The sequence below is a fragment of the Saccharopolyspora mangrovi genome, from assembly GCF_035320975.1.
GTDB classification, from domain to species: Bacteria; Actinomycetota; Actinomycetes; order Mycobacteriales; family Pseudonocardiaceae; genus Saccharopolyspora; species Saccharopolyspora mangrovi.
In genome coordinates this window covers 34,882-55,947 of the sequence record NZ_JAWLNX010000002.1, presented here as the reverse complement: position 1 = coordinate 55,947, position 21,066 = coordinate 34,882, and the positions used below count along the sequence as shown (strand labels likewise).

Here is a 21,066-nt window from a genome sequence, read left to right as displayed (position 1 = left end):
GTGTTCCGATGAAAGGATCAGTTTGATGAGCAAGGGCCTGGAGATCCGCCTCGCCTCCCGCCCGCAGGGGCTGCCGACGATGGACAACTTCGACTTCGCCGAGGTGGAGGCTCCGCAGCCGGGCGAGGGCCAGCTGCTGGTGCGCAACCTGGTCATGAGCGTCGACCCGTACATGCGCGGCCGGATGAACGAGGGCAAGTCCTACGTGCCGCCCTTCGAGGTCGGCAAGGCCCTCGAAGGCGGCGCCGTCGGTGAGGTCGTGAGCAGCAACGCCGAGGGCTACGAGCCCGGCGACCTCGTGCTGCACATGCTGGGCTGGCGCGACTACGCCGTGGTGCCGGCCAAGCACGCCACCAAGGTCGACGCCACCATCGCCCCGCCGAACGCCTACCTCTACGTGCTGGGCATGCCCGGCATGACCGCCTACGCGGGCCTGGTCGAGGTCGCCGAGCAGAAGGAGGGCGACGTCGTGTTCGTCTCCGGTGCGGCGGGCGCGGTCGGCTCGCTCGCCGGCCAGATCGCCAAGCTGCGCGGCGCCAAGAAGGTCATCGGCAGCGCCGGCTCGCCGGAGAAGGTCAAGTACCTGGTCGACGAGGTCGGTTTCGACGCCGCCTTCGACTACCACGACGGCCCGGTCCGCAAGCAGCTCGCCGAAGCCGCGCCTGAGGGCATCGACGTGTACTTCGACAACGTCGGCGGCGAGCACCTCGAAGCCGCGATCTTCGCGTTCAACGACTTCGGCCGCGCAGCCGAGTGCGGCATGATCTCGCAGTACAACAACGAGACGCCGCAGCCCGGTCCGCGCAACATGATGATGATCGTGCAGAAGCGGTTGAAGCTGCGCGGCTTCATCGTCGGCGACCACGCCCACCTCAAGGACCAGTTCTTCAGCGAGGTCGGCGGCTGGCTGGCCGAGGGCAAGATCAGCTACCGGGAGACCGTCGTGGAGGGCCTGCGCAACGCCCCCGACGCGTTCCTGGGCCTGATGCGCGGCGACAACACCGGCAAGATGCTGGTCAAGATCGCCTGATCACCTCACTGGGCGGGGTGGTTGCGCAGCCACTCCGCCCAGGTGGTCTTGCCGTGCCGGTCGTTCGGGCACGTCCAGTCGGAGGCGATGCGCCGCAGGCGTTTCGGCGCCGGAACGGTGAACGTGCGGGCTTTGACGCCGCGCAGCTCCCGCCAGGTCCGCATTGCCTGGTTCAGCGTGAGCACCTCGGGTCCGCCGAAGTCCGGGCGTCGCCCGGCAGGCCCCTCGATCACGCAGGTCGCGAGGTGGTCGGCGAAATCGCGCTCGTCGACCGGCTGCGTCGGCAGCGAGCCCGGGAGCGGGACCGCGGGCAGCCGGGCCGCCCGGCCGAGCATCCGGTCCAGCAACCAGTGGAACTGGGTCGCGCGCACGATCGACCACGGCACGTCGGAGACGCCCACCAGCTCCTCCGCGGTGTGCTTGAGCCGCAGGTAGGGGAGCGCGGGCCGGTCGACTCCGACGATGGAGACGTAGATGAAGTGGCCGATGCCGGCTGCCGTGGAGGCCTCGAGCAGCCGCGAGGTGCCGTCGACGTCGACGTCCGGCGGGCTGCGCCAGAAGTCCACCGGAAGTGGGTACCCGCGTTGCGCCCCGGGTGACCAGGTCGCCGCGTGCACCACGCAGCTCGCCCCGGCCACGAGCTCCTCCACACCCGAGCCGGTGGCCAGATCGCCTGGTACCCACTGGATTTCGGAGTCCGTGCCCGGGTGGCGGGTGAGCACCCGCACCTGGTGCGTCGGTTTGAGCAGGCGAACCAGCTGACGTCCCAGGTGGCCGGTGCCACCGGTGATCGCGACCGTTTCCATGTGCCGGCACCTCCCGGGATCAACGATCCCACCGGTGCGCGGCCCCCGCGAGCGGCGTCAGCGCCCCAGCAGCGGATCGGTGAGGCCCTGCACCACGCCGCCGACCACCGGCAGCAGACCCGGCCTCGGCTCGGTCGTCTCGCCGGGCTCGCTCGGCTGCGTCGGTTGCGTGGTCGGGCTCGGCTCGGAGGTCTGGGTGGGCTCCGAGGTCTGCGTGGCTGCGGAGGTCTGCGTCGGCTCGCTCGTCGGCGTCTCAACGCTGGTCGACGGGGTGCTCGTCGCCTCCGAGGACGTCGAGGGAGTCGCGCTGCGGGTCGTGGTCGTCTCGGGCGTCGGCTCGCTGGTGGAGGTGTTCGCCGCGGGCCTCGGGGCGGCCTGCGCCGGGGTGGTCGGCGCGGGTGGCACGATCGGCACGACCGGGGGAGCGGCGGAGGTCGACGGCGTCAGCTGCGGCAGGTACTGCCGGGACGGCGCGGAGGCCTGGGCCCGCGCGGCGTCGGCCGGTTCCGGCATCGCGACTTCGTCCGCGCGCGTCTGCGAGTAGTGCGCGGAGGTGGCGGCGATGACGGCCAGCACCGCCGCGGTCGTGTAACCGAGCACCGGTGCGGTGTACCGCCACGCGGCGCCACGCCGGTGGCGCCCTCGCGCGGTTCGCGCCAACGACGACCTGCCCACTGCAACTCACCCCACTGCCGAGTGATCCATTCCGACCAAAGAGCCTCACCCGAACGAGTGAAGGCGGGTCGAACCCTACGTCAACACCACGCCCGCTCGCCAGCGCCTTCCCGAGAAACTCCGCGCGCGGACGCGCGCCCGGAGCAACCGCGTCCGCTCGAGCCGGAAACCGGTGTTCGGAGCGCTATGTTGCCGTCGAGCTGAACGAGAGGTGTGACTTGAAGCTGCTCGACGATGCCAGTGACCTGCTGCCCACCGATCGCGACGCGGCCACGCTGGTGGGCCGCCTGCACGATCCGGACGAGGACGGCCCGGCCGTGGTCGCCGTGCGCGGCGACGAGCTGGTCGACCTCACCGACTCCGCCCCGACCCTGACCGACCTGCTCGAACACCGCGATCCGATCGGGCTCGCGCGCTCGGCCGCGCCCCGCAGGAGCTGGTCGCTGTCACAGGTGCTGGCCACGACGCTCGACGGCGGGCCGGGGCCGAAACTGCTGGCGCCCGCCGATCTGCAGGTCCTCAAGGCCGCGGGAGTCACCTTCGTCAAGAGCATGCTCGAGCGCGTCATCGAGGAACGCGCGGCCGGCGATGCCAGCCGCTCGGCGGAGATCCGCGAGCAGGTCGAAGCGGCCATCGGCGGCACCCTCACCGCCGTGCGGCCGGGATCGGACGAAGCCCGCGCGGTCAAGGAAGTGCTGGTCCGCGACGGGCTCTGGTCGCAGTACCTGGAGGTCGGGCTCGGCCCCGACCCGGAGATCTTCACCAAGGCGCCGCTGCTGTCGGCGGTGGGAGCGGGCGCGGAGATCGGCATCGCCGAGGGCTCGGACTGGAACAACCCCGAGCCCGAGGTGGCGCTCGCGGTTCGCAGCGACGGCCGGATCGTGGCCGCCACCCTCGGCAACGACGTCAACCTGCGCGACGTCGAAGGCCGCAGCGCGCTGCTGCTGCCCAAGGCCAAGGACAACAACGCCTCGGCATCGCTGGGGCCGTTCCTGCGGCTGTTCGACGACGACTTCGGGCTCGACGAGGTCCGCAACCTCGACGTGCGGCTGGAAGTGCGCGGCCAGGACGGGTTCGTCCTCGACGGGCTCAGCTCGATGCGCGAGATCAGCCGCGACCCCGAAGAGCTGGCCGCCGCCGCGCTGGGCGCGCACCACCAGTACCCGGACGGGCTGATCCTCTACACCGGAACCCTGTTCGCCCCCACCGCGGACCGAGGTGCGCCCGGCAAGGGCTTCACGCACCAGGTCGGCGACGTGGTGCGCATTTCCACCCCGAAGCTCGGCGCGCTGGTCAACCGGGTCAACCGCAGCGAGCAGTGCCCGCGGTGGACCTTCGGCGTGCGCTCCCTCATCGCCAACCTGACCCGCCGCGGACTGCTCTGACCCCCTGCGGCAGCACGGCCCGCCTCGGCAGGGGCGGGCCGTGCGCGCTCAGTCGCCCAGCCGCGCGCTCCGCTTGACCTGCGCTGCGATCTCCTTCAGGCCACGCCGGGTGCTCATCGACCCGGTGCCCTCCAGCGCGTCGGTGAACATCACGAACCCCAGAACCAAAACCAGAACCATTGCCACGACGACGACGAACACGTTTCCTCCCCTATCTGCCTGCGGTATCGAGCTCCCGCAATGCCTCGTTACTAGGGGGACGCGCTTCACCCGCCAGCGTGGCGCGAGATCACCCGAAGGTGGCTCAGATCACGATCAGTGGTGGCGTCATGTCGTCCGGCAACGGGTGCATAGGATCGGTGACGGCGGCCGAACGGACGGCCGCCGAGCGCTTCGACGAGGACTAGCCTGGAGTCATGGCGACCACGCCTCCCGCGCCGTCATCGCGACCCAACCCGGCGCAATGGGTCTGGTACGCCTTCGGCGGCAAGCTGCCCGACCGGTGCGCCGAATGGGTGCTGCACGACGTCACCTGCCGCACCTGGGCGCTGCGCCACCTCGCCCGCGCCCTGACCCAGCTCGCCCCGTTCTGCGCCGTGCTGATGCTGCTGCCCGGTCCGATGTGGATCCGGCTGAGCTCGCTGGCGCTCGGCGTGCTCGTCGGCCTGTTCTACTCGGTCTGCTACATGGGCGAGACCGGCGAGCACCGCGCGATCAAGCACGGCTTCCCGCCCGGCGTCGCCCGCGACACCCGCGCCATGCGCCGGGACCTCGACCGCGCCAACAAGCACGGCGTCGGCTACCGCCCCTGGTGGGAGTGACCCCGACACACCGGCGCTTGATCCGGTCGAGCGTATTCCCGGCCGGACCCCGACCCACGTCGCCCCTCGCAGCGGGCTCGCGCTGCGCCGATCCATCACCCAGCGTGCCCGAGCGGTGATTGCGGGTGTTCACCGGCGGGCCTACGTTCGGTCCATCCGCCCGAGATCCGGCGGGAATTCCGAGCGAGGAGGTGGCCTCGTCGATGGCCAACGTCGTTCGCGCAGCCCTCGTGCAGGCCAAGTGGACCGGTGACACCGGCAGCATGGTCGACGCGCACGAACAGCACGCCCGAGCCGCCGCCGCCAGCGGCGCGCGGATCATCGGGTTCCAGGAGGTCTTCAACGCCCCGTACTTCTGCCAGGTCCAGCAGGACGAGCACCACCGCTGGGCCGAGCCGGTCCCGGACGGCCCGACCGTGCAGCGCATGTGCGCGCTCGCGCGCGAGCTGTCGATGGTCATCGTGGTGCCCGTCTTCGAGCTCGACGGACCCGGCTTCTACTACAACACCGCCGCCGTCATCGACGCCGACGGCTCCTACCTGGGCAAGTACCGCAAGCACCACCTGCCGCACCTGCCGGGGTTCTGGGAGAAGTACTACTTCCGGCCCGGCAACCTCGGCTGGCCCGTCTTCGACACCGCCGTGGGCCGCGTCGGGGTCTACATCTGCTACGACCGGCACTTCCCGGAGGGCTGGCGCGCCCTCGGCCTGGAAGGCGCGCAGATCGTGTACAACCCCTCGGCCACCAGCCGAGGCCTGTCGTCCTACCTGTGGGAGCTCGAACAACCCGCCGCCGCCGTGGCCAACGAGTACTTCATCGCCGCCATCAACCGCGTCGGCGTCGAGGAGTACGGCGACAACGACTTCTACGGCACCAGCTACTTCGTCGACCCCTACGGCCAGTTCGTCGGCGAGCCCGCCAGCGACACCGACGAAGAACTGCTGGTCCGCGACCTCGACCTGGACGTCATCGACGAGGTCCGCCGCAAGTGGGCCTTCTACCGCGACCGCCGTCCCGACGCCTACGGACCGCTGAGCCGGCCCTGAAGGAGACCGCGATGAGCAGAACCGTCATCCGCGGTGGCCTGGTGATCACCGCGACCGAGGAGACCGAGGCCGACGTCCTCGTCGAGGACGAGACGATCGCCGCCATCGCCACGCCCGCGATCGCCCGGGACTGGACCGCCGACACCGTCCTGGACGCCACCGGGCTCTACGTCATCCCCGGTGGCGTCGACGCGCACACCCACATGGAGATGCCCTTCGGCGGCACCTACGCCGCCGACACCTTCGAAACCGGCACCCGCGCCGCCGCCTGGGGCGGCACCACGACCATCATCGACTTCGCCATCCAGCCCGTGGGCCGCACGCTGCGCGAAGGCGTCGAGACCTGGCACGCCAAGGCCGACGACAACTGCGCCGTCGACTACGCCTTCCACGGCATCCTCTCCGACGTCGGCGACGGCGTGCTCAAGGAGATGGACGCGCTGGTGGGGGAGGGCATCACCAGCTTCAAGATGTTCATGGCCTACCCGGGGGTGTTCTACAGCGACGACGGGCAGATCCTGCGCGCCATGCAGCAAGCGGGCGACAACGGCGCGCTGATCATGATGCACGCCGAGAACGGCATCGCCATCGACGTCCTGGTCCGCCAGGCCCTCGATGCCGGCCACACCGACCCGAAGTACCACGGCCGCGTCCGCCACCCGCTGCTGGAAGCCGAGGCGACCCACCGCGCGATCCAGCTGTCCAAAGTGGCCGGATCACCGCTGTACGTGGTGCACGTGTCGGCCACCGAGGCCGTCGCCGAGATCACCCGGGCACGCCACGAGGGCTTCAACGTCTTCGGCGAGACCTGCCCGCAGTACCTGTTCCTCACCGTCGACGACCTCGCCGCACCGGACTTCGAAGGGGCCAAGTACGTCTGCTCCACCCCGCTGCGCCCGGCCGAGCACCAGGCCTCGCTGTGGCGGGCGCTGCGCACCGACGACTTGTCGGTGGTCTCCACCGACCACTGCCCGTTCTGCTTCGCCGGGCAGAAGGAACTCGGCCGCGACGACTTCTCCAAGATCCCCAACGGCATCCCGGGGGTGGAGAACCGCCTGGACCTGCTGCACGACGCCGTGGTGGCCGGACACATCAGCCGCCGCCGCTGGGTGGAACTGGCCAGCACCACCCCGGCGCGGATGTTCGGACTGCACCCGCGCAAGGGCGCCATCGCGCCCGGCGCCGACGCCGACCTGGTGCTCTACGACCCCGGCGCCCAGCAGGTGCTGTCCGCCGAAACCCACCACATGAACGTCGACTACAACGCCTACGAGGGCAGGCGGATCACCGGCCGGGCCCGCACGGTGCTCTCGCGCGGCGAGGTGATCGTGCACGACGGCGACTACCGCGGACGTCCTGGACGCGGGCGATTCCTGCGCCGCGAAGCCTGCGGCTACCTGACCTGAGGAGCGGAGATGGACTTCGGAGTCGTCCTGCAGACCGATCCACCCGCCTCGCTGGTCGTGGAGCGGATGCGGCAGGCCGAAGTGCTGGGCTTCACCCACGGGTGGACGTTCGACTCCTGCGTGCTGTGGCAGGAACCGTTCGTCATCTACAGCCGCGCCCTGGCCGCCACCGAGCGGATGCGGATCGGCCCGATGGTGACCAACCCCAGAACGCGGGACTGGACGGTCACCGCGTCGCTGTTCGCGACCCTCAACGACATGCACGGCCCGCGCACCGTCTGCGGCATCGGCCGGGGCGATTCGGCCGTGCGCGTCACCGGCGGGAAACCCACCACCCTGGCCGAGCTCGGCGAGGCGATGGCGGTGATCAAGGACCTCGCCGAGGGCCGCGAGGCGGACCTGGGTGGCACGCCGGTCCGGCTGCCGTGGGTCCGCGACGGGCACCTGCCGGTGTGGATGGGCGCCTACGGGCCGAAGGCCCTGGAACTGGCCGGACGCCAGGCCGACGGGTTCATCCTGCAGCTGGCCGACCCGTACCTGACCAGGTGGATGGTCGAGCACGTGCGGGACGCCGCCCGCCGATCCGGACGCGATCCCGGGGCGGTCACCGTCTGCGTGGCCGCCCCCGCCTACGTCGGCGACGACCTCGCGCACGCGCGCGAGCAGTGCCGGTGGTTCGGCGGGATGGTCGGCAACCACGTCGCCGACCTCGTGGCGCGCTACGGCGAGACCGGTGGGGTGCCGGCTCCGCTCACCGACTACATCAAGGGCCGCGAGGGGTACGACTACGCGCACCACGGACGTGCGGGCAACGCCAGCACCGATTTCGTTCCCGACGAGGTCGTGGACCGCTTCTGCCTGCTCGGACCGCCTGCCGCCCACCGGGATCGGCTGGCCGAACTCCGCGACATCGGCGTCGACCAGTTCGCCGTCTACGCCATGCACGACGCCATCGACGAGACGCTGCGGGCCTACGGCGAGCAGATCATCCCGGCGCTGCGCTGATCAGATCCTGGTGAACTCCCAGGCTGCGGTGCCGATCACAGGGGAGGTGGTTTGTAGAGTTCCGCCTCGATTCGGCGGTCCCGCGCGGCGGGCGGAACAGGGAGGTGCGCCATGCGGCGGGGACTGGGTGCCACGCTGGGCATCGGCTGGAGACTGCACGGGGACGGCGGCACGCCGCGGCCCGGTGAAGCCGTCGCCCCGGACGAACGCCTGTCCTGGGGGCGCACCATCGGGCTCGGCGCGCAGCACGTGGTGGCGATGTTCGGCGCCACCTTCGTCTTCCCGGTGCTGATGGGCCTGGACCCGAACCTGGCGATCATGGTCTCGGGCGTGGCCACGATCCTGTTCCTGCTCATCGTGCAGGGCAAGATCCCCAGCTACCTCGGCTCCAGCGCCTCGTTCGTGGGCGCGGTGACCGTCATCCGCGCCGGGGGAGGCGACAGCTCCGCGGTCACCGGCGCGATCCTGATCTGCGCGCTGGTGCTCGGCGCGGTCGGGCTGGTCGTGCACTTCGTCGGCGCCGGAGCGGTGCACCGGGTCCTGCCGCCCGCGGTGTCGGGGGCCGTGGTGATGCTGATCGGCTTCAACCTCGCGCCGGTGGTCGCCGAGACCTACTGGCCGCAGGACCAGTGGGTCGCGCTGCTCACCATGATCATCGTGCTGGCCGCCAGCGTGCTGCTGCGCGGGTTCTGGGGCCGCATCGCGGTGTTCCTCGGCCTGGCCGCCGGGTACGCGCTGTCGTGGCTGTTCGACGTGGCCTTCGGGCCGATCACCGCGCCCGACGCCGACGGCAACGTCAGCACCCACCCCCGGCTGGACCTCAGCGGGGTCGGCGACGCGCCGTGGTTCGGGCTGCCGCAGTTGCACGCGCCGTCGTTCGACCTGGCCGCGATCGTCGTGGTGCTGCCGGCCGTGATCGCGCTGATCGCCGAGAACACCGGGCACGTCAAGGCCGTCGAGCAGATGACCGGCAGCAGGCTCGACGGCAGCCTGGGCCGGGCGATCTTCGCCGACGGCTTCGCCAGCGCCCTGTCCAGCGCCGTGGGCGGGCCGCCGACCACGACCTACGCGGAGAACATCGGCGTCATGGCCGCCACCCGCGTGTACTCCACCGCCGCCTACTGGGTGGCGGCGATCGTGGCCATCGCCTTCGGCCTGTGCCCGAAGTTCGGCGCGATCATCGCCGCCACACCGGGCGGTGTGCTCGGCGGCATCACCGTCGTGCTCTACGGGATGATCGGCCTGCTCGGCGCCAAGATCTGGGTGGAGAGCCGGGTCGACTTCGCCGACCCGGTCAACCTGCTTCCGCTGGCCGCAGGGCTGGTCGCGGGCATCGGCGGGGTGTCGTTGCAGATCACCCCGTCGTTCGAGTTCAGCGGCATCGCCCTGGGCACGCTGGTCACCCTCATCGGCTACCACGTGCTGCGGGCCGCGGTGGCCCGGCGGAGTTAGACGTCCACCTCCGGGGTGCGGACCACGACCTCTTCGGCGGAGATGGGCCTGCCGGGCAGCGGCCGGCTGTTCTGCGCGCGCAAGCCGTCGAGCAGCACCGCGATGTAGCGCGCCGGGGCGAGGTTGCGAAGCTCCTCGGGCAGCGCCTGCACGCCTTGCAGCGCCAACGAGCTGAGCACGGCGATGTCGCCGGTGCTGACGTCGTCGCGCAGCGTGCCGTCGGCCTGGGCGCGCGTGACCAGGTGGTCCACCAGCGCCATGAACTCGTTGTGCACGGCGTCGGTGTTGGGGTCGCTGTTGATGATCGACCGCGCCCGCGAGGACAGCACCGTCAGCCGGACCACGGTGCGCAGCGCCATGCCGCGGTGCATGATCTGGCTCAGCGCGCGCCACGCGTCGGGTTCCTGCTCGATGGTGGCGCGGGTGTCCTCCAAGACCGTGCTGAAGGCGTCCTGGGCGACGGCCCGGATCAGCGAGTCGCGGTCGGGGAAACGGCGGTAGAGGGTGCCGACGCCGACTCCGGCGGAGCGGGCGACTTCCTCCATGGGCACCTCGGTACCGCGTTCGGTGAACACGGCCTGAGCTGCGGCGATGATCCGGTCCCGGTTTCGGCGAGCGTCTGCGCGCAGGCGCGGCGTCGTGTCGGTGGTGGTCATGATCCTCGTTTCGGCCCTGTTGTGCTTCGGGCGGATTGTCGCATGTCGGGTACTCCGTTAAGAGGATGAGCGGCGTCCATTTTCCTTTGCGTGGCAAACGGTTCCGTGACCTGCGACGTTCGCTCGTCCGGGTGACGGCCAGGGTCTCATGGTGATGCGCAGGAAGGGTGTTGCGCAAATTACAACTGTCCGGTTTGGGAAGTGGCGAAACACGGCCGTAGGATTGGTCCGTACCGGGTTATTACCCAAACCTTCTTCCGATCGACCTGCCTTGGCGGGTGTTTGTGCGTGCGCGCGTTCGGAAGGCGGGGCGGACAGTGGAGAGGAGGCAAGAAGTGGCAACGGTGTGGGTGGCCCTGGCGGCCGAGGCGATTGTTTTTCTGGCCGCGGCCGGAGCGCTGACCAGCTGGATTCGGCGTTCCGACGATGCTTCGGACCAGGTCATCGAGCCCGCCGGGCAGATCGCCTGAGGTAAGCGCGCGCACGGGCTTGCTCCCGGGAGGGAACAAGCCCGTGAGGCCTTGCATCGTTCGCGGAACGCCGTTCGTTACACTTTTCCGGCGCAATTTCGGCGCCGTCGTTTCCCCGCCGGTCGAGGTGCTCCCGGCGAATTGCGGGAATCTTGATCTCGGTTTTTCACCCCCGTCACGCCGCGTGGTGTGCGGCACTGCCGTGCGCCCGGTCGTTGATCGCCCGATAGGCTGGTGCGCACCAACGACCGGCGGCACCGATCGGGAAGGCATCCGTGACCTCACCACACACCCCCAGCAGCCCGGAGACCTCGACGACGCCCGCTGCGGAGGGGCCGGGGAACGGGCGCGGCGGGGGATCGGTGCTGCACAACTACCGGACCTTCCTGCAGCGCGCGGCGAGCAAGCCCGGCCAGGTCGGCGCGGTCGCCCCCAGCTCACCCCACCTGGCCCGCGAGATCGCCTCGGTGGTGCCGCGCACGGGAAGTCCGGTGGTCGTCGAGCTCGGTCCCGGCACGGGTGCCTTGAGCTCCGCCATCGCCGACCGGCTGCCCGCCGGTGGCCGGCACGTGGCGATCGAGCTGGATTCGGGCATGGTCGAGCACCTCAACCGGGAGCTGCCGTGGCTGGAGGTCATCCAGGGCGATGCCTCGCACCTGGGGTCGCTGCTGTCGGCGGCGGGCATCGACCGGGTCGACGCGGTGGTCAGCGGCCTGCCGTGGTCGATCTTCCCGGCCAAGCTCCAGCACGACATCCTGCAGCAGGTCGGCTCGGTGCTCACGCCGGGCGGCGCGTTCACGACCTTCGCCTACCTGCACGCCCTGGGCATGTCCGGCGCCCGCCAGTTCCGCCGCCGCCTCGACACCAGCTTCGATGAGGTCATCACCACCCGCACGATCTGGCGCAACGTCCCCCCAGCGAGGACCTACGTCTGCCGCAGGCCGAACCTCCCCTGACAGCAACCGTCAGGCAAGCACCGATGGTGCTTTCTCTTCTCCCCACCTGAGCCACTGGCACCGCCGCGGGTTCTGAGCGGTGCTGTGGCGAGTACGCCGTGACGCCGTGTATTGGCATACATCAGTCGCGGCGCACGGAGTCCACAGCACCGCTCAGGTTCCGCTGCCCGCACTGCCAAGCAGCGAGACCACAGAGTCTTGAACACAAAAAGAAGAAGCGCTCGGCAGGAGCTTGTGGCTCCCACCGGGCGCTTCTTCAAAGATCCTGCCCGATAAAGCAGGGGATCAGGAGCGGATCATCTTGCGCAGGACGTACTGCAGGATGCCGCCGTTGCGGTAGTAGTCCGCCTCACCGGGGGTGTCGATGCGGACCTTGGCGTCGAACTCCACCTTGGAGCCGTCGGCCTTGGTGGCGGTGACCTTCACGGTCTCCGGGGTCTCACCGTCGTTGAGCTTGGTGATGCCGGAGAAGTCGTAGGTCTCGGTGCCGTTCAGGCCGAGCGACTTGGCCGAGGAGCCTTCCGGGAACTGCAGCGGGATGACGCCCATGCCGATGAGGTTCGAGCGGTGGATGCGCTCGAAGGACTCGGCGATGACGGCGCGCACGCCCAGCAGGCGGGTGCCCTTGGCGGCCCAGTCACGAGACGAACCGGAGCCGTACTCCTTGCCGCCGAGGACGACCAGCGGGATGTCCTGCGCGGCGTAGTTCTGCGCGGCGTCGTAGATGAACGCCTGCGGGGCGCCTTCCTGGGTGAAGTCCCGGGTGTAGCCGCCCTGCACGTCGTCCAGCAGCAGGTTGCGCAGCCGGATGTTGGCGAAGGTGCCGCGGATCATCACCTCGTGGTTGCCCCGTCGGGAACCGTAGGAGTTGAAGTCCTTGCGGTCGATGCCGTGCTCCGACAGGTACTGGCCCGCCGGGGAGTCCGGCTTGATGGCGCCGGCCGGGGAGATGTGGTCGGTGGTGACCGAGTCGCCCAGCAGCGCCAGCACGCGGGCGCCGGAGATGTCGGTGACCGGGGCCGGGTCCATCTGCATGCCCTCGAAGTACGGGGGCTTGCGGACGTAGGTGCTCTGCGCGTCCCACTCGAAGGTCTCGCCCTCCGGGGTGGGCAGCGCGCGCCAGCGCTCGTCGCCCTTGAACACGTCCTGGTAGGAGGAGGTGAACATCTCGTTGGTGATCGCCGAGTCGATGGTCTGCTGGACCTCCTGCGGCGACGGCCAGATGTCGCGCAGGTACACCGGGTTGCCCTCGGTGTCGTTGCCCAGCGGGTCGTTCTCGAAGTCGAAGTCCATCGTGCCCGCGAGGGCGTAGGCGATGACCAGCGGCGGCGAGGCCAGGTAGTTCATCTTGACGTCGGGGTTGATCCGGCCTTCGAAGTTCCGGTTGCCCGACAGCACCGAGGTGACGGTGAGGTCGTTCTCCTGCACGGCGGCGGAGACCTCCTCCGGCAGCGGGCCGGAGTTGCCGATGCAGGTGGTGCAGCCGTAGCCGACGAGGTGGAAGCCGAGCTTCTCCAGATACGGCCAGAGGCCGGCCTTCTCGTAGTAGTCGGTGACGACCTGCGAGCCGGGGGCCATCGAGGTCTTCACCCACGGCTTGCGGGTCAGGCCCTTGTCCACGGCCTTCTGCGCGAGCAGCGCGGCACCGAGCATCACCGACGGGTTGGAGGTGTTGGTGCAGGAGGTGATCGAGGCGATCACCACGGCACCGTGGTCGAGCTCGAACTCGCCCAGCTCCTCGGAGGAGACCTTGACCGGCTTGGAGATCCGGCCGTTGGAGCCGTTGGCCGCGGAGATCAGCTCCGGCTTGGCGTGCGGGCTGATCGAGGCCGGGTCGCTGGCGGGGAAGGACTCCTCGCCAGCCTCGTCCAGGGCCGCGTCATCGGTGGGCGCGGAGGTGTAGTCGGTCAGCGCGGTGCGGAACGACTTCTTGGCCTCGGAGACCACGATGCGGTCCTGCGGGCGCTTGGGACCGGCGATGGAGGGGACCACGGTGGACAGGTCCAGCTCGAGGTACTCGGAGTACTCGGGCTCGTGCTCCGGGTCGTGCCACAGGCCCTGCTCCTTGGCGTAGGCCTCGACCAGGGCGACCTGGTCGGCGGGCCGGCCGGTGAGCTTGAGGTAGCGCACGGTCTCGTCGTCGATCGGGAAGATCGCGGCGGTGGAGCCGAACTCCGGGCTCATGTTGCCGATGGTGGCGCGGTTGGCCAGCGGCACCGAGGCGACGCCCGAGCCGTAGAACTCGACGAACTTGCCGACGACGCCGTGCTTGCGCAGCATCTCGGTGATCGTGAGGACGACGTCGGTGGCGGTGGCGCCGGCGGGGATCTCACCGGTGAGCTTGAAGCCGACCACGCGCGGGATGAGCATCGACACGGGCTGGCCGAGCATCGCGGCCTCGGCCTCGATGCCGCCGACGCCCCAGCCCAGGACGCCCAGGCCGTTGACCATGGTGGTGTGGGAGTCGGTGCCGACGCAGGAGTCGGGGTAGGCCTGGCCGTTGCGGGCCATCACGGTGCGGGCCAGGTGCTCGATGTTGACCTGGTGCACGATGCCGGTGCCCGGGGGGACGACCTTGAACTCGTCGAAGGCGCCCTGGCCCCAGCGCAGGAACTGGTAGCGCTCCTTGTTGCGGCCGTACTCGAACTCGACGTTGCGCTCGAAGGCGTCGGGCCTGCCGAACACGTCGATGATCACCGAGTGGTCGATGACCAGCTCGGCCGGGGCCAGCGGGTTGACCTTGGAGGTGTCGCCGCCGAGGTCGGCGACGGCCTCGCGCATGGTGGCGAGGTCAACGACGCAGGGCACACCGGTGAAGTCCTGCATGATCACCCGGGCGGGGGTGAACTGGATTTCGGTGGAGGGCTCGGCCTTGGAGTCCCAGCCGGCCAGCGCGCGCACGTGGTCGGCGGTGATGTTGGCACCGTCTTCGGTGCGCAGCAGGTTCTCCAGGAGGATCTTGAGGCTGTAGGGCAGCCGCTGGGCCCCCTCGACGGCGCTGAGCCGGAACACCTCGTAAGAGGCGTCGCCGACGTTCAGCGTGCCGCGGGCGCCGAAGCTGTCCTTGCTCGCAGGTGCAGTCACGTTCAACTCCATCTCGCGACGGGCGCAAGTTCGGGAACGATTGCGAGTCTCGCGCACGTCAGCTGAGCGTGCGCGGGGACTCGCGCTCTTCACTGCTAACAGTACGCGCGTCCTATAAAGCCGCTCAACAAAGGGTGACCTGAGTGTCGATCGGTTATCCCGGTTTCGTGAAAAAGTCCTGGTGTTTCCACCTCGGGATACCGCGTTTTCGGTTCTGGAACACTCGACGGGCCCGAATGTTCGCATCACCGGGGCTCGCGATCGCGAAAGTGGCGCCGTCCGGCGGTGTGGCACGCCAGTACCGGAGTTGCGGTTCGGCGTGCTTCGATGTGCCGGTGCGCTCACCGACCCATGACCCCCGCGCCGTCGGCCTCCCGGTGGCCGTGGCCTCGGCGATCTTCTTCGGCGGATCGGGACCCTTCGCCAAACCGCTGATCAACGCCGGGCTGAACCCGCTGCACGTGGCCTGGCTGCGACTGGCCGGGGGAGCGCTGCTCCTGTTGCCGGTCCTGCTGCGCCACCTGCCGGTGCTGCGCCGCGCCCCGCGCCTGATCCTCGGCTACGGGCTGTTCTCCGTCGCCGGGGTCCAGGTCTGCTACTTCGCCGCGATCGCGACCATCCCGGTCGGCGTGGCGCTGCTGATCGAGTTCCTGGGACCGGTGCTGGTGCTGGGCTGGATCCGCTTCGTCCGCCGCGCACCGGTGAGCCGCTCGGCGGTGATCGGCGTGCTGCTGGCGGTGGTGGGCCTGGCGTGCGTGGTCGAGCTGTTCTCCGGGCTGAGCTTCAACCCGCTGGGCCTGCTGCTGAGCCTGGGGGCCGCGGCGTGCCAGGCCACCTACTTCTTGCTCTCGGATTCGGCGGCGGAGGTCGATCCCTTCGCGCTGGCCGGGTTCGGCCTGCTGCTGGGCGCTTCGGTGGTCACCGCGCTCGCCCGGCCGTGGGAGATCGACTTCGCGCTGCTGGCGGGTCAGGTCGAGCTGGCCGGGCGCCACGTCCCGGCGATGGCCGCCGTCGGGTGGGTCGTCGTCGGATCCACCGTGCTGGCCTACCTCACCGGGATCGTCGCCGTGCGCCTGCTGTCCCCGCAGGTCGCCGGCGGGGTGGCGTTCCTGGAGCCGGTGGTGGCCACGCTGCTGGCGTGGGTGCTGCTGGCCGAAGCGCTGGGGCCGCCGCAACTGGTGGGCGGAGCGCTGATCCTGGCCGGCGCCTACGTCGCGCAACGCGCTGCGCCCGCCGGCCGCGACACCGGGGCGCTGGCCGGCCCGGTCGGGTCACCGGCGCCGTGAGCCGGCTCAGGCGGTGCGCACCGCCGACTTCACCAGGTGCACGACCAGCGTCTCGATCAGCGCGATCGCCACGCCGGTGAGGATGGTGGTCAAAAACGCGGGCATCGGAAGGCCTCAATCCCTCGGGTGGTGCAGTACGCCTCCGACTGTGCGGGCAGCGGGTTAGCCGCGTTGCCAACCCAGGTGTCCGCGCGGTGAACCCGCCGCCAACTCTGCAGGACTCGCCGTGGTCGCCGGCCACATCTGCCACACCCGCACCGCCACGGCCACCGCCACCGAGATCCCCAGCGCGACCGCCCACTGGTGCGGCAGCAGCGGGCTGGACCCGAAGAACTGGCTGACGCCGGGGATCTGCACCAGCGCCAGCAGCACCAGCACCGACCCGCCGGCGGCCAGCACGACCAGCGGCGTGCGGCCGCGCGAGGTCAGCGTCTGCGCCAGCTGCGCCGAGACCAGCGCGACCAGCCCGGCGGTGCGCGCCTGCGCCGCGGTCGACACCGGCCGGGTGAGCATCCAGGCCAGCCCCGCCGCAGCCGAGGTGGCCACCGCGCGCGCCCCGACCTCGCGGGCCAGCGCCGTGCCCAGCGACGCCTCCGGGCCTTCGGCCAGCAGCTTCTCCGGTGTGCGGTCGGCGGGCGGGCGCACCGCGATCGCGATGCTGGGAAGCACGTCGGTGAGCATGTTGACCACCAGCAGCTGCCGGGCGTTGAGCGCCGCCGACGGACTGATCAGCCCGGTGCCCAGCGCGTAGCCGATCTCGCCGAGGTTGCCGCCGAGCAGCACCGCGAGCGCTTCGCGCACCGAGGTCCACATGCCCCGGCCCTCGACGATGCCGTCGGTGAGCGTCTCGATGCGGTCGTCGGCGACGACCAGATCCGCGGCGTCGCGAGCCGCCGCGGTGGCCCGCGAGCCGAACGCGATCCCCACGTGCGCCAGGTTGATCGCGGGCACATCGTTGGCGCCGTCGCCGGTCATGGCCACCGCCCGCCCCGCATCGCGCAGGCACCGCACGATGCGGGCCTTCTGCGCCGGGGTCACCCGGGCGAACACCGAGATCTTGGGGACCTCACCGGCCAGCTGCTCGTCGTCGAGGTCGTCGAGCTGGGCACCGGTGATCACCCGCTTGCCGCCGAGCATGCCCAGCTCGGCCGCGATGGCCTCGGCCGTGCTCGGGTGATCACCGGTGATCATGATGACGTCCACGCCCGCCCGCTCCAACTGCTCGACCGCGGCCGCGGCGGTGGCGTGCACCGGATCGGCCAGCCCCAGCAGCCCGACCAGCTCCAGATCGTCCACATCGGATTCGGTGAGCTCGAAGTCCCCGCTCACCCGGCGTTCGGCGACCGCGAGCAGCCGGAAACCGCGCAGCGCCAGGCGTTCCACCTCCTCCTCGACGTCGGCGCGGGCCTCGGCGTCGAAGGCCTGCGAGGAGCCGTCGCGCCGCCACCGCGCGCACCGGTCCAGCACGACCTCCGGGGCGCCCTTGACCGACAGCAGCCGGTCGGTGTGCACCGCGTGGAAACCGCGCGAGGGCTCGAAGGGCAGCTCGGCCAGCACCTCGCCGTCCCCGCACAGCCCGATCTCCTCGGCGCCCTCGAGCACCGCGCGGTCGGTCAGGTGCGGCAGGGGTTGGTCGTCCTGCGGCCGGGGCGTGGCGCGCAGCGCGGCCGCCACGACCTGCCGGTGCTCGCCCTGCAGCTCGTGCACCCCGCGCGACCCCCGGCCGTCGGAGACCTCGCCGAGCGCGATCCGCCCCTGGGTGAGCGTGCCGGTCTTGTCGAAGCACAGCGCGTCGACCCGTCCGAGCGCCTCGATGGTGGCGGGACTGCGCACCAGCACGCCGCGCCGGGACATCCGGCGCGCGGCCGCGAGCTCGGCCAGCGTCGCCACGAACGGCAGCCCTTCCGGCACAGCGGCCACCGCCAGCCCGACCGAGCGCGCCACCGTCTGACCCATCGGCACCCCGCGCAGCAGGTCCGAGGCGAACAGCAGCGCGCCCGCGCCCACCGAGATCGGCAGCACCTTCTTGGTCAGCTCCGCGAGCCTGGTCTCCACACCGGTGGCCTCATCGGTGCCGGTGACCTGCGCGGTGGTGCGGCCCAGCTCGGTGTGGGTGCCGACCGCGACCGCCACCGCGATGCCGGTGCCGCTGGCGATGACCGTGCCCTGGTAGAGCATGCAGGTGCGGTCGGCGACGGCCTGCGCGGTCGTGGGCGCGGCCGTCTTGGTGATCAGCTGGGACTCGCCGGTCAGCCCGGATTCGTCGACCTCCAGCGATTCCACCGACAACAGCCGGCAGTCCGCCGGGACGCCGTCGCCCGCGCGCAGCTCGATGACGTCGCCGGGAACCAGCTCGTCGGCGGAGACGACCTCGGTGCTGCCGTCGCGGCGTCGCCGCGCCGGGGTTCGCCCGGAAGCCAGCAGCTTGCTGAGCTCGCGTTCGGTGGCGGCGCGCTGCAGGCCGTCGATGAGCGCGCTGGCCAGCAGCACGCCGCAGATGAGCACGGCGTCGACGACCGACCCCAGCCCGGCGGAGATCACCGCACCGGCGCCGAGCACCGGCGTGATCGGGTTGATCAGGCCCTCGACGGATGCGGCGAGCACGCCCACCGGGGCGCGCCCGTCGTCGTGCGGCCGGTGCCGCTCGGCCGCAGCGGCTCCGTCGAGCCCCCGCTCGCTGCTGTTGAGCGCGGACAGCACCGTGGTGGCCGGCATCGCGTGCCAGGGCGTGCGCTCGCGGGGCAGCGGCGGCGGCCTGCTGGAGGCGCGCAGGGCGACCCAGGTGCCGGTCGCGTAGGCGGCCAGCGTCGCGGCGTGCACCGGCATCGACGCCCGCGCCGGGGAGCCGGAAGCGGGCCCGAACGCGGCGAACAGCGCGCCCAACAGCGCACCCGCCGCCGAGATCGCCGCCGCGTACATGCTGGCCGCTCGCGCGTCGGTGGCCGAACCCAGCAGCGTGTCCAGCACCGCCGCGCTGGGGCAGATCACGTCGGCGGCCCAGCTCGCCGGATCCGATGTGGACAGTCCGATGCCCAGGTCCGCGGCGGCGAGCCCGCCCGCGTCGCGGTGCGAGATGACGGCGACGACAGTGCCGTCGTCCTGCAGCGCGCGCACCGACTCGCCCAGCTCGGCACCGGCCGGCACCGAGGAGTCCACGGCGAGCCTGCGTTCCAGCCCCGCACCGGCGACCAGCACGGTGGAGGCGACCTCGCGCGCGGTGTCGACCAGCGCCTCGGCCAGCGGGTCGAGCTCGTCGACGACCACCGCGAGCGCCACCGCGCGCCCATCGTGGACCAACGCGAGAACGGTGGAGCCACGCGCGATTTCGGCTGATGCGGCACGTCGGGCCTGCGGTGGGAGCGGTTCGGCCGCCGCCAGCGGGGTGACGGACCAGGCGCCGTCGCTGCGCGGCTCGGTCGGATCGGTGGGGTCGACGAGCTCGGCGGCGCGGGCGAACAGCTGCGCGGAGTCGCCGCCCTCCTCCAGCGGGATCACCGAGTCCACCGCGCGCCGCCCGGACAGCAGCGCCGGGGCGTCGAAGACCACCGCGTCGAGGCGGTCCAGCAGCCGCAACGCGTCCGGTTCCAGCACGAGCGCACCCCGCGCGGCCAGCGAGGTGTCCACCGTCGTGGCGAACGCCTCCCGCCCGCCGATCGCGGGTTTGGGCACCGCGGCCAGCAGAGCGGCCAGCGCGCGCTGCGGAGCGCGGGACAGGGCGAAGGCGGTCACCGCCCCGCCGAGGGCCGCACCGCCGGAGGCGTTGGCGACCCGCTCCACGGGACCGTCGGGAACCGCGCGCGGCCGAGGGTGCTGCGGCAGCGCGGGGCAGGCGTGCGGCAACACCGCCTCCCAGCGCTGCCAGGCCTGGTGGCGCGCGATCGTCTCCCGCGCGGTGCAGAAGCGCCCGCACAGATCGGTCAGCGCACCCAGCGGCCGCCCGGACAAGCCCGGCCCGGCGGCCCCGCCCAGCGCGAGCGCGAGGTCCAGCGGTGCGCGACCCACGACCTGCTGGACGCCGCGACGCATCCACGGCACCGTGTCGACCAGCGACACCGCCGCCGGCAGCAGCGGCGAGACCAGCCGCGCGGGCAGCAACGCCCCCAGCCCCGCGTAGCCGAGCCCCAGCGCGCTGATCGCGAGCGCACCCGCATCCCGCAGCACCGCCTCGGCGTTGCCCGGGTGCCGGTCGCTGCGCGGCGCGACGTCCTGGTCGTCCAGGCCGAACTCGGTTTCGACCTCGCCGATGACGCGCACCGGCTCGGCGAGATCGGGCAGCTCGGCCGCGTGCTCGATCACCACCCGCCCGAGCACGCCGTTGACCTCGGCGCGACGCACCCCGGCGAGCTCGCCCAGCCGCCGCTCGGCCTCGCGGGCAGCGGCCTCGTTGGCCGGCAGGTGCGCACCCCGCAGCTCCAGGTGGCTGCGCTCGCGGCCGCGCCAGACCCGGCGGTCACCGGAGGCGGAAGTGGCTCCGCGGGCGGCGTGCAGCACCGGTGCGGCGACTTCGGCGGCCTGCGACAGCAGCCAACGCAGCATCGGCACCCCTTCGCGCTCAGGCCTGCTCGTCGCCCTGGGAGGCGTTGCGCTGCACCACTGCTGCGCCGATGCCGATCGCGGCCGCCACCGGCCACTCGATCACGCTCAGCGCCGCCGCGGCGGTCAGCCCGCCGTAGAACAGCATCTGCTCGCGCGAGGGCAGCGCTCCGCGCACCGCCGTCACCGTCGACGCGACCCCCTCGCGGCCCGGGATCTCGGGCAGCGGGATCTTCGTCGTGTGCAGCTGCGCGGTCACGTACGGCACGGGAATCGATGCGCCCGTTGACGTCTGCGTGGTCGATTTCGACGACGAGCCGGTCTGCCCGGATGCCTTGGTCGTCGACGACGAGGACGAACGGCCCTGCTGCTTCGGCGCCGACCGCCCCCGCCGGCGCTGCGCGGATCCGGTGCTGGTGCTGGGCATGGCGACGACCTCCTAGCGGAAGTGACAA

The 21,066-nt window shown here is 71.3% G+C and carries 18 protein-coding genes; 11 read left to right on the top strand and 7 right to left on the bottom strand.

Features of this window, described 5'->3' with window-relative positions; all coding sequences use genetic code 11:
- Positions 1-25 precede the first annotated feature (25 nt).
- A complete protein-coding gene (locus R4I43_RS02860) occupies positions 26-1,030 on the top strand; it encodes an NADP-dependent oxidoreductase (protein ID WP_324263912.1) in 1,005 nt (334 codons plus the stop codon).
- Positions 1,031-1,035: 5 nt separating this feature from the next.
- Here R4I43_RS02860 and R4I43_RS02855 read toward each other — a convergent pair whose 3' ends face one another.
- Together R4I43_RS02855 and R4I43_RS02850 are read right to left on the bottom strand one after the other, a co-directional pair.
- A complete protein-coding gene (locus R4I43_RS02855; protein WP_324263911.1) occupies positions 1,036-1,836 on the bottom strand; it encodes an SDR family oxidoreductase in 801 nt (266 codons plus the stop codon).
- Positions 1,837-1,893: 57 nt separating this feature from the next.
- The gene (locus R4I43_RS02850) at positions 1,894-2,436 is read right to left on the bottom strand and encodes a superantigen-like protein SSL4 (protein ID WP_324263910.1); all 543 of its coding nucleotides are present in this window, start codon (positions 2,434-2,436) and stop codon (positions 1,894-1,896) included.
- Between the two features lie 293 nt (positions 2,437-2,729).
- Between R4I43_RS02850 and R4I43_RS02845 the strand changes: the two genes are divergently transcribed.
- Entirely contained in the window at positions 2,730-3,896 is a 1,167-nt protein-coding gene (locus R4I43_RS02845; RefSeq protein WP_324263909.1) for a fumarylacetoacetate hydrolase family protein, read from the top strand.
- Positions 3,897-3,944: 48 nt separating this feature from the next.
- Here the strand turns inward: R4I43_RS02845 and R4I43_RS02840 are convergent, their stop codons facing one another.
- The gene (locus R4I43_RS02840; protein ID WP_324263908.1) at positions 3,945-4,097 is read right to left on the bottom strand and encodes a hypothetical protein; all 153 of its coding nucleotides are present in this window, start codon (positions 4,095-4,097) and stop codon (positions 3,945-3,947) included.
- Between the two features lie 215 nt (positions 4,098-4,312).
- Here R4I43_RS02840 and R4I43_RS02835 point away from each other — a divergent pair, with 215 nt between their 5' ends.
- The 5 genes from R4I43_RS02835 (at position 4,313) to R4I43_RS02815 (ending at position 9,626) form a co-directional block, all read left to right on the top strand.
- Complete coding sequence (locus R4I43_RS02835; RefSeq protein WP_324263907.1) at positions 4,313-4,717, top strand: DUF5313 family protein; 405 nt, start codon at positions 4,313-4,315, stop codon at positions 4,715-4,717.
- Positions 4,718-4,920: 203 nt separating this feature from the next.
- On the top strand, positions 4,921-5,763 hold the full coding sequence (locus R4I43_RS02830) for a nitrilase-related carbon-nitrogen hydrolase (protein ID WP_324263906.1): 843 nt from the start codon (positions 4,921-4,923) through the stop codon (positions 5,761-5,763).
- Between the two features lie 11 nt (positions 5,764-5,774).
- Positions 5,775-7,169, top strand: coding sequence for a dihydropyrimidinase (hydA, locus tag R4I43_RS02825; protein WP_324263905.1), 1,395 nt, complete (start codon positions 5,775-5,777; stop codon positions 7,167-7,169).
- Positions 7,170-7,178: 9 nt separating this feature from the next.
- On the top strand, positions 7,179-8,174 hold the full coding sequence (locus R4I43_RS02820) for a TIGR03842 family LLM class F420-dependent oxidoreductase (protein WP_324263904.1): 996 nt from the start codon (positions 7,179-7,181) through the stop codon (positions 8,172-8,174).
- A gap of 111 nt (positions 8,175-8,285) precedes the next feature.
- Positions 8,286-9,626 (top strand): uracil-xanthine permease family protein, encoded by a 1,341-nt coding sequence (locus R4I43_RS02815; protein ID WP_324263903.1) that lies wholly within the window; start codon positions 8,286-8,288, stop codon positions 9,624-9,626.
- On the opposite strand, the gene R4I43_RS02810 is transcribed toward R4I43_RS02815, so the two are convergent.
- Positions 9,623-10,282 (bottom strand): TetR/AcrR family transcriptional regulator, encoded by a 660-nt coding sequence (locus R4I43_RS02810; protein WP_324263902.1) that lies wholly within the window; start codon positions 10,280-10,282, stop codon positions 9,623-9,625. The two genes, R4I43_RS02815 and R4I43_RS02810, sit on opposite strands and share 4 nt — an antisense overlap.
- A 335-nt stretch (positions 10,283-10,617) precedes the next feature.
- Between R4I43_RS02810 and R4I43_RS02805 the strand changes: the two genes are divergently transcribed.
- Entirely contained in the window at positions 10,618-10,752 is a 135-nt protein-coding gene (locus R4I43_RS02805; protein WP_324263901.1) for a hypothetical protein, read from the top strand.
- A gap of 362 nt (positions 10,753-11,114) precedes the next feature.
- Positions 11,115-11,708, top strand: a complete 594-nt coding sequence (locus R4I43_RS02800) for a class I SAM-dependent methyltransferase (protein WP_324264295.1) — start codon at positions 11,115-11,117, stop codon at positions 11,706-11,708.
- A 285-nt stretch (positions 11,709-11,993) separates the two neighbouring features.
- Here R4I43_RS02800 and acnA read toward each other — a convergent pair whose 3' ends face one another.
- Entirely contained in the window at positions 11,994-14,804 is a 2,811-nt protein-coding gene (gene acnA / locus R4I43_RS02795; protein ID WP_324263900.1) for an aconitate hydratase AcnA, read from the bottom strand.
- 323 nt (positions 14,805-15,127) lie between these two features.
- Here acnA and R4I43_RS02790 point away from each other — a divergent pair, with 323 nt between their 5' ends.
- Entirely contained in the window at positions 15,128-16,078 is a 951-nt protein-coding gene (locus R4I43_RS02790; protein WP_324263899.1) for an EamA family transporter, read from the top strand.
- 162 nt (positions 16,079-16,240) lie between these two features.
- Here R4I43_RS02790 and R4I43_RS02785 read toward each other — a convergent pair whose 3' ends face one another.
- Complete coding sequence (locus R4I43_RS02785; protein WP_324263898.1) at positions 16,241-20,614, bottom strand: cation-translocating P-type ATPase; 4,374 nt, start codon at positions 20,612-20,614, stop codon at positions 16,241-16,243.
- Between the two features lie 16 nt (positions 20,615-20,630).
- Positions 20,631-20,870, bottom strand: a complete 240-nt coding sequence (locus R4I43_RS02780; RefSeq protein ID WP_324263897.1) for a hypothetical protein — start codon at positions 20,868-20,870, stop codon at positions 20,631-20,633.
- Between the two features lie 37 nt (positions 20,871-20,907).
- Here R4I43_RS02780 and R4I43_RS02775 point away from each other — a divergent pair, with 37 nt between their 5' ends.
- Positions 20,908-21,054, top strand: a complete 147-nt coding sequence (locus R4I43_RS02775; protein ID WP_324263896.1) for a hypothetical protein — start codon at positions 20,908-20,910, stop codon at positions 21,052-21,054.
- The last annotated feature ends 12 nt before the right edge of the window (positions 21,055-21,066 follow it).

What these genes read in the sequence shown, in the direction of transcription:
- hydA (WP_324263905.1), top strand. Translation starts at nt 5,775, where the DNA reads ATGAGCAGAACCGTCATCCGCGGTGGCCTGGTGATCACCGCGACCGAG.
- R4I43_RS02830 (WP_324263906.1), top strand. Translation starts at nt 4,921, where the DNA reads ATGGCCAACGTCGTTCGCGCAGCCCTCGTGCAGGCCAAGTGGACCGGT.
- R4I43_RS02785 (WP_324263898.1), bottom strand. Translation starts at nt 20,614, where the DNA reads ATGCTGCGTTGGCTGCTGTCGCAGGCCGCCGAAGTCGCCGCACCGGTG.
- R4I43_RS02815 (WP_324263903.1), top strand. Translation starts at nt 8,286, where the DNA reads ATGCGGCGGGGACTGGGTGCCACGCTGGGCATCGGCTGGAGACTGCAC.
- R4I43_RS02810 (WP_324263902.1), bottom strand. Translation starts at nt 10,282, where the DNA reads ATGACCACCACCGACACGACGCCGCGCCTGCGCGCAGACGCTCGCCGA.
- R4I43_RS02820 (WP_324263904.1), top strand. Translation starts at nt 7,179, where the DNA reads ATGGACTTCGGAGTCGTCCTGCAGACCGATCCACCCGCCTCGCTGGTC.
- R4I43_RS02855 (WP_324263911.1), bottom strand. Translation starts at nt 1,836, where the DNA reads ATGGAAACGGTCGCGATCACCGGTGGCACCGGCCACCTGGGACGTCAG.
- acnA (WP_324263900.1), bottom strand. Translation starts at nt 14,804, where the DNA reads ATGGAGTTGAACGTGACTGCACCTGCGAGCAAGGACAGCTTCGGCGCC.
- R4I43_RS02835 (WP_324263907.1), top strand. Translation starts at nt 4,313, where the DNA reads ATGGCGACCACGCCTCCCGCGCCGTCATCGCGACCCAACCCGGCGCAA.
- R4I43_RS02860 (WP_324263912.1), top strand. Translation starts at nt 26, where the DNA reads ATGAGCAAGGGCCTGGAGATCCGCCTCGCCTCCCGCCCGCAGGGGCTG.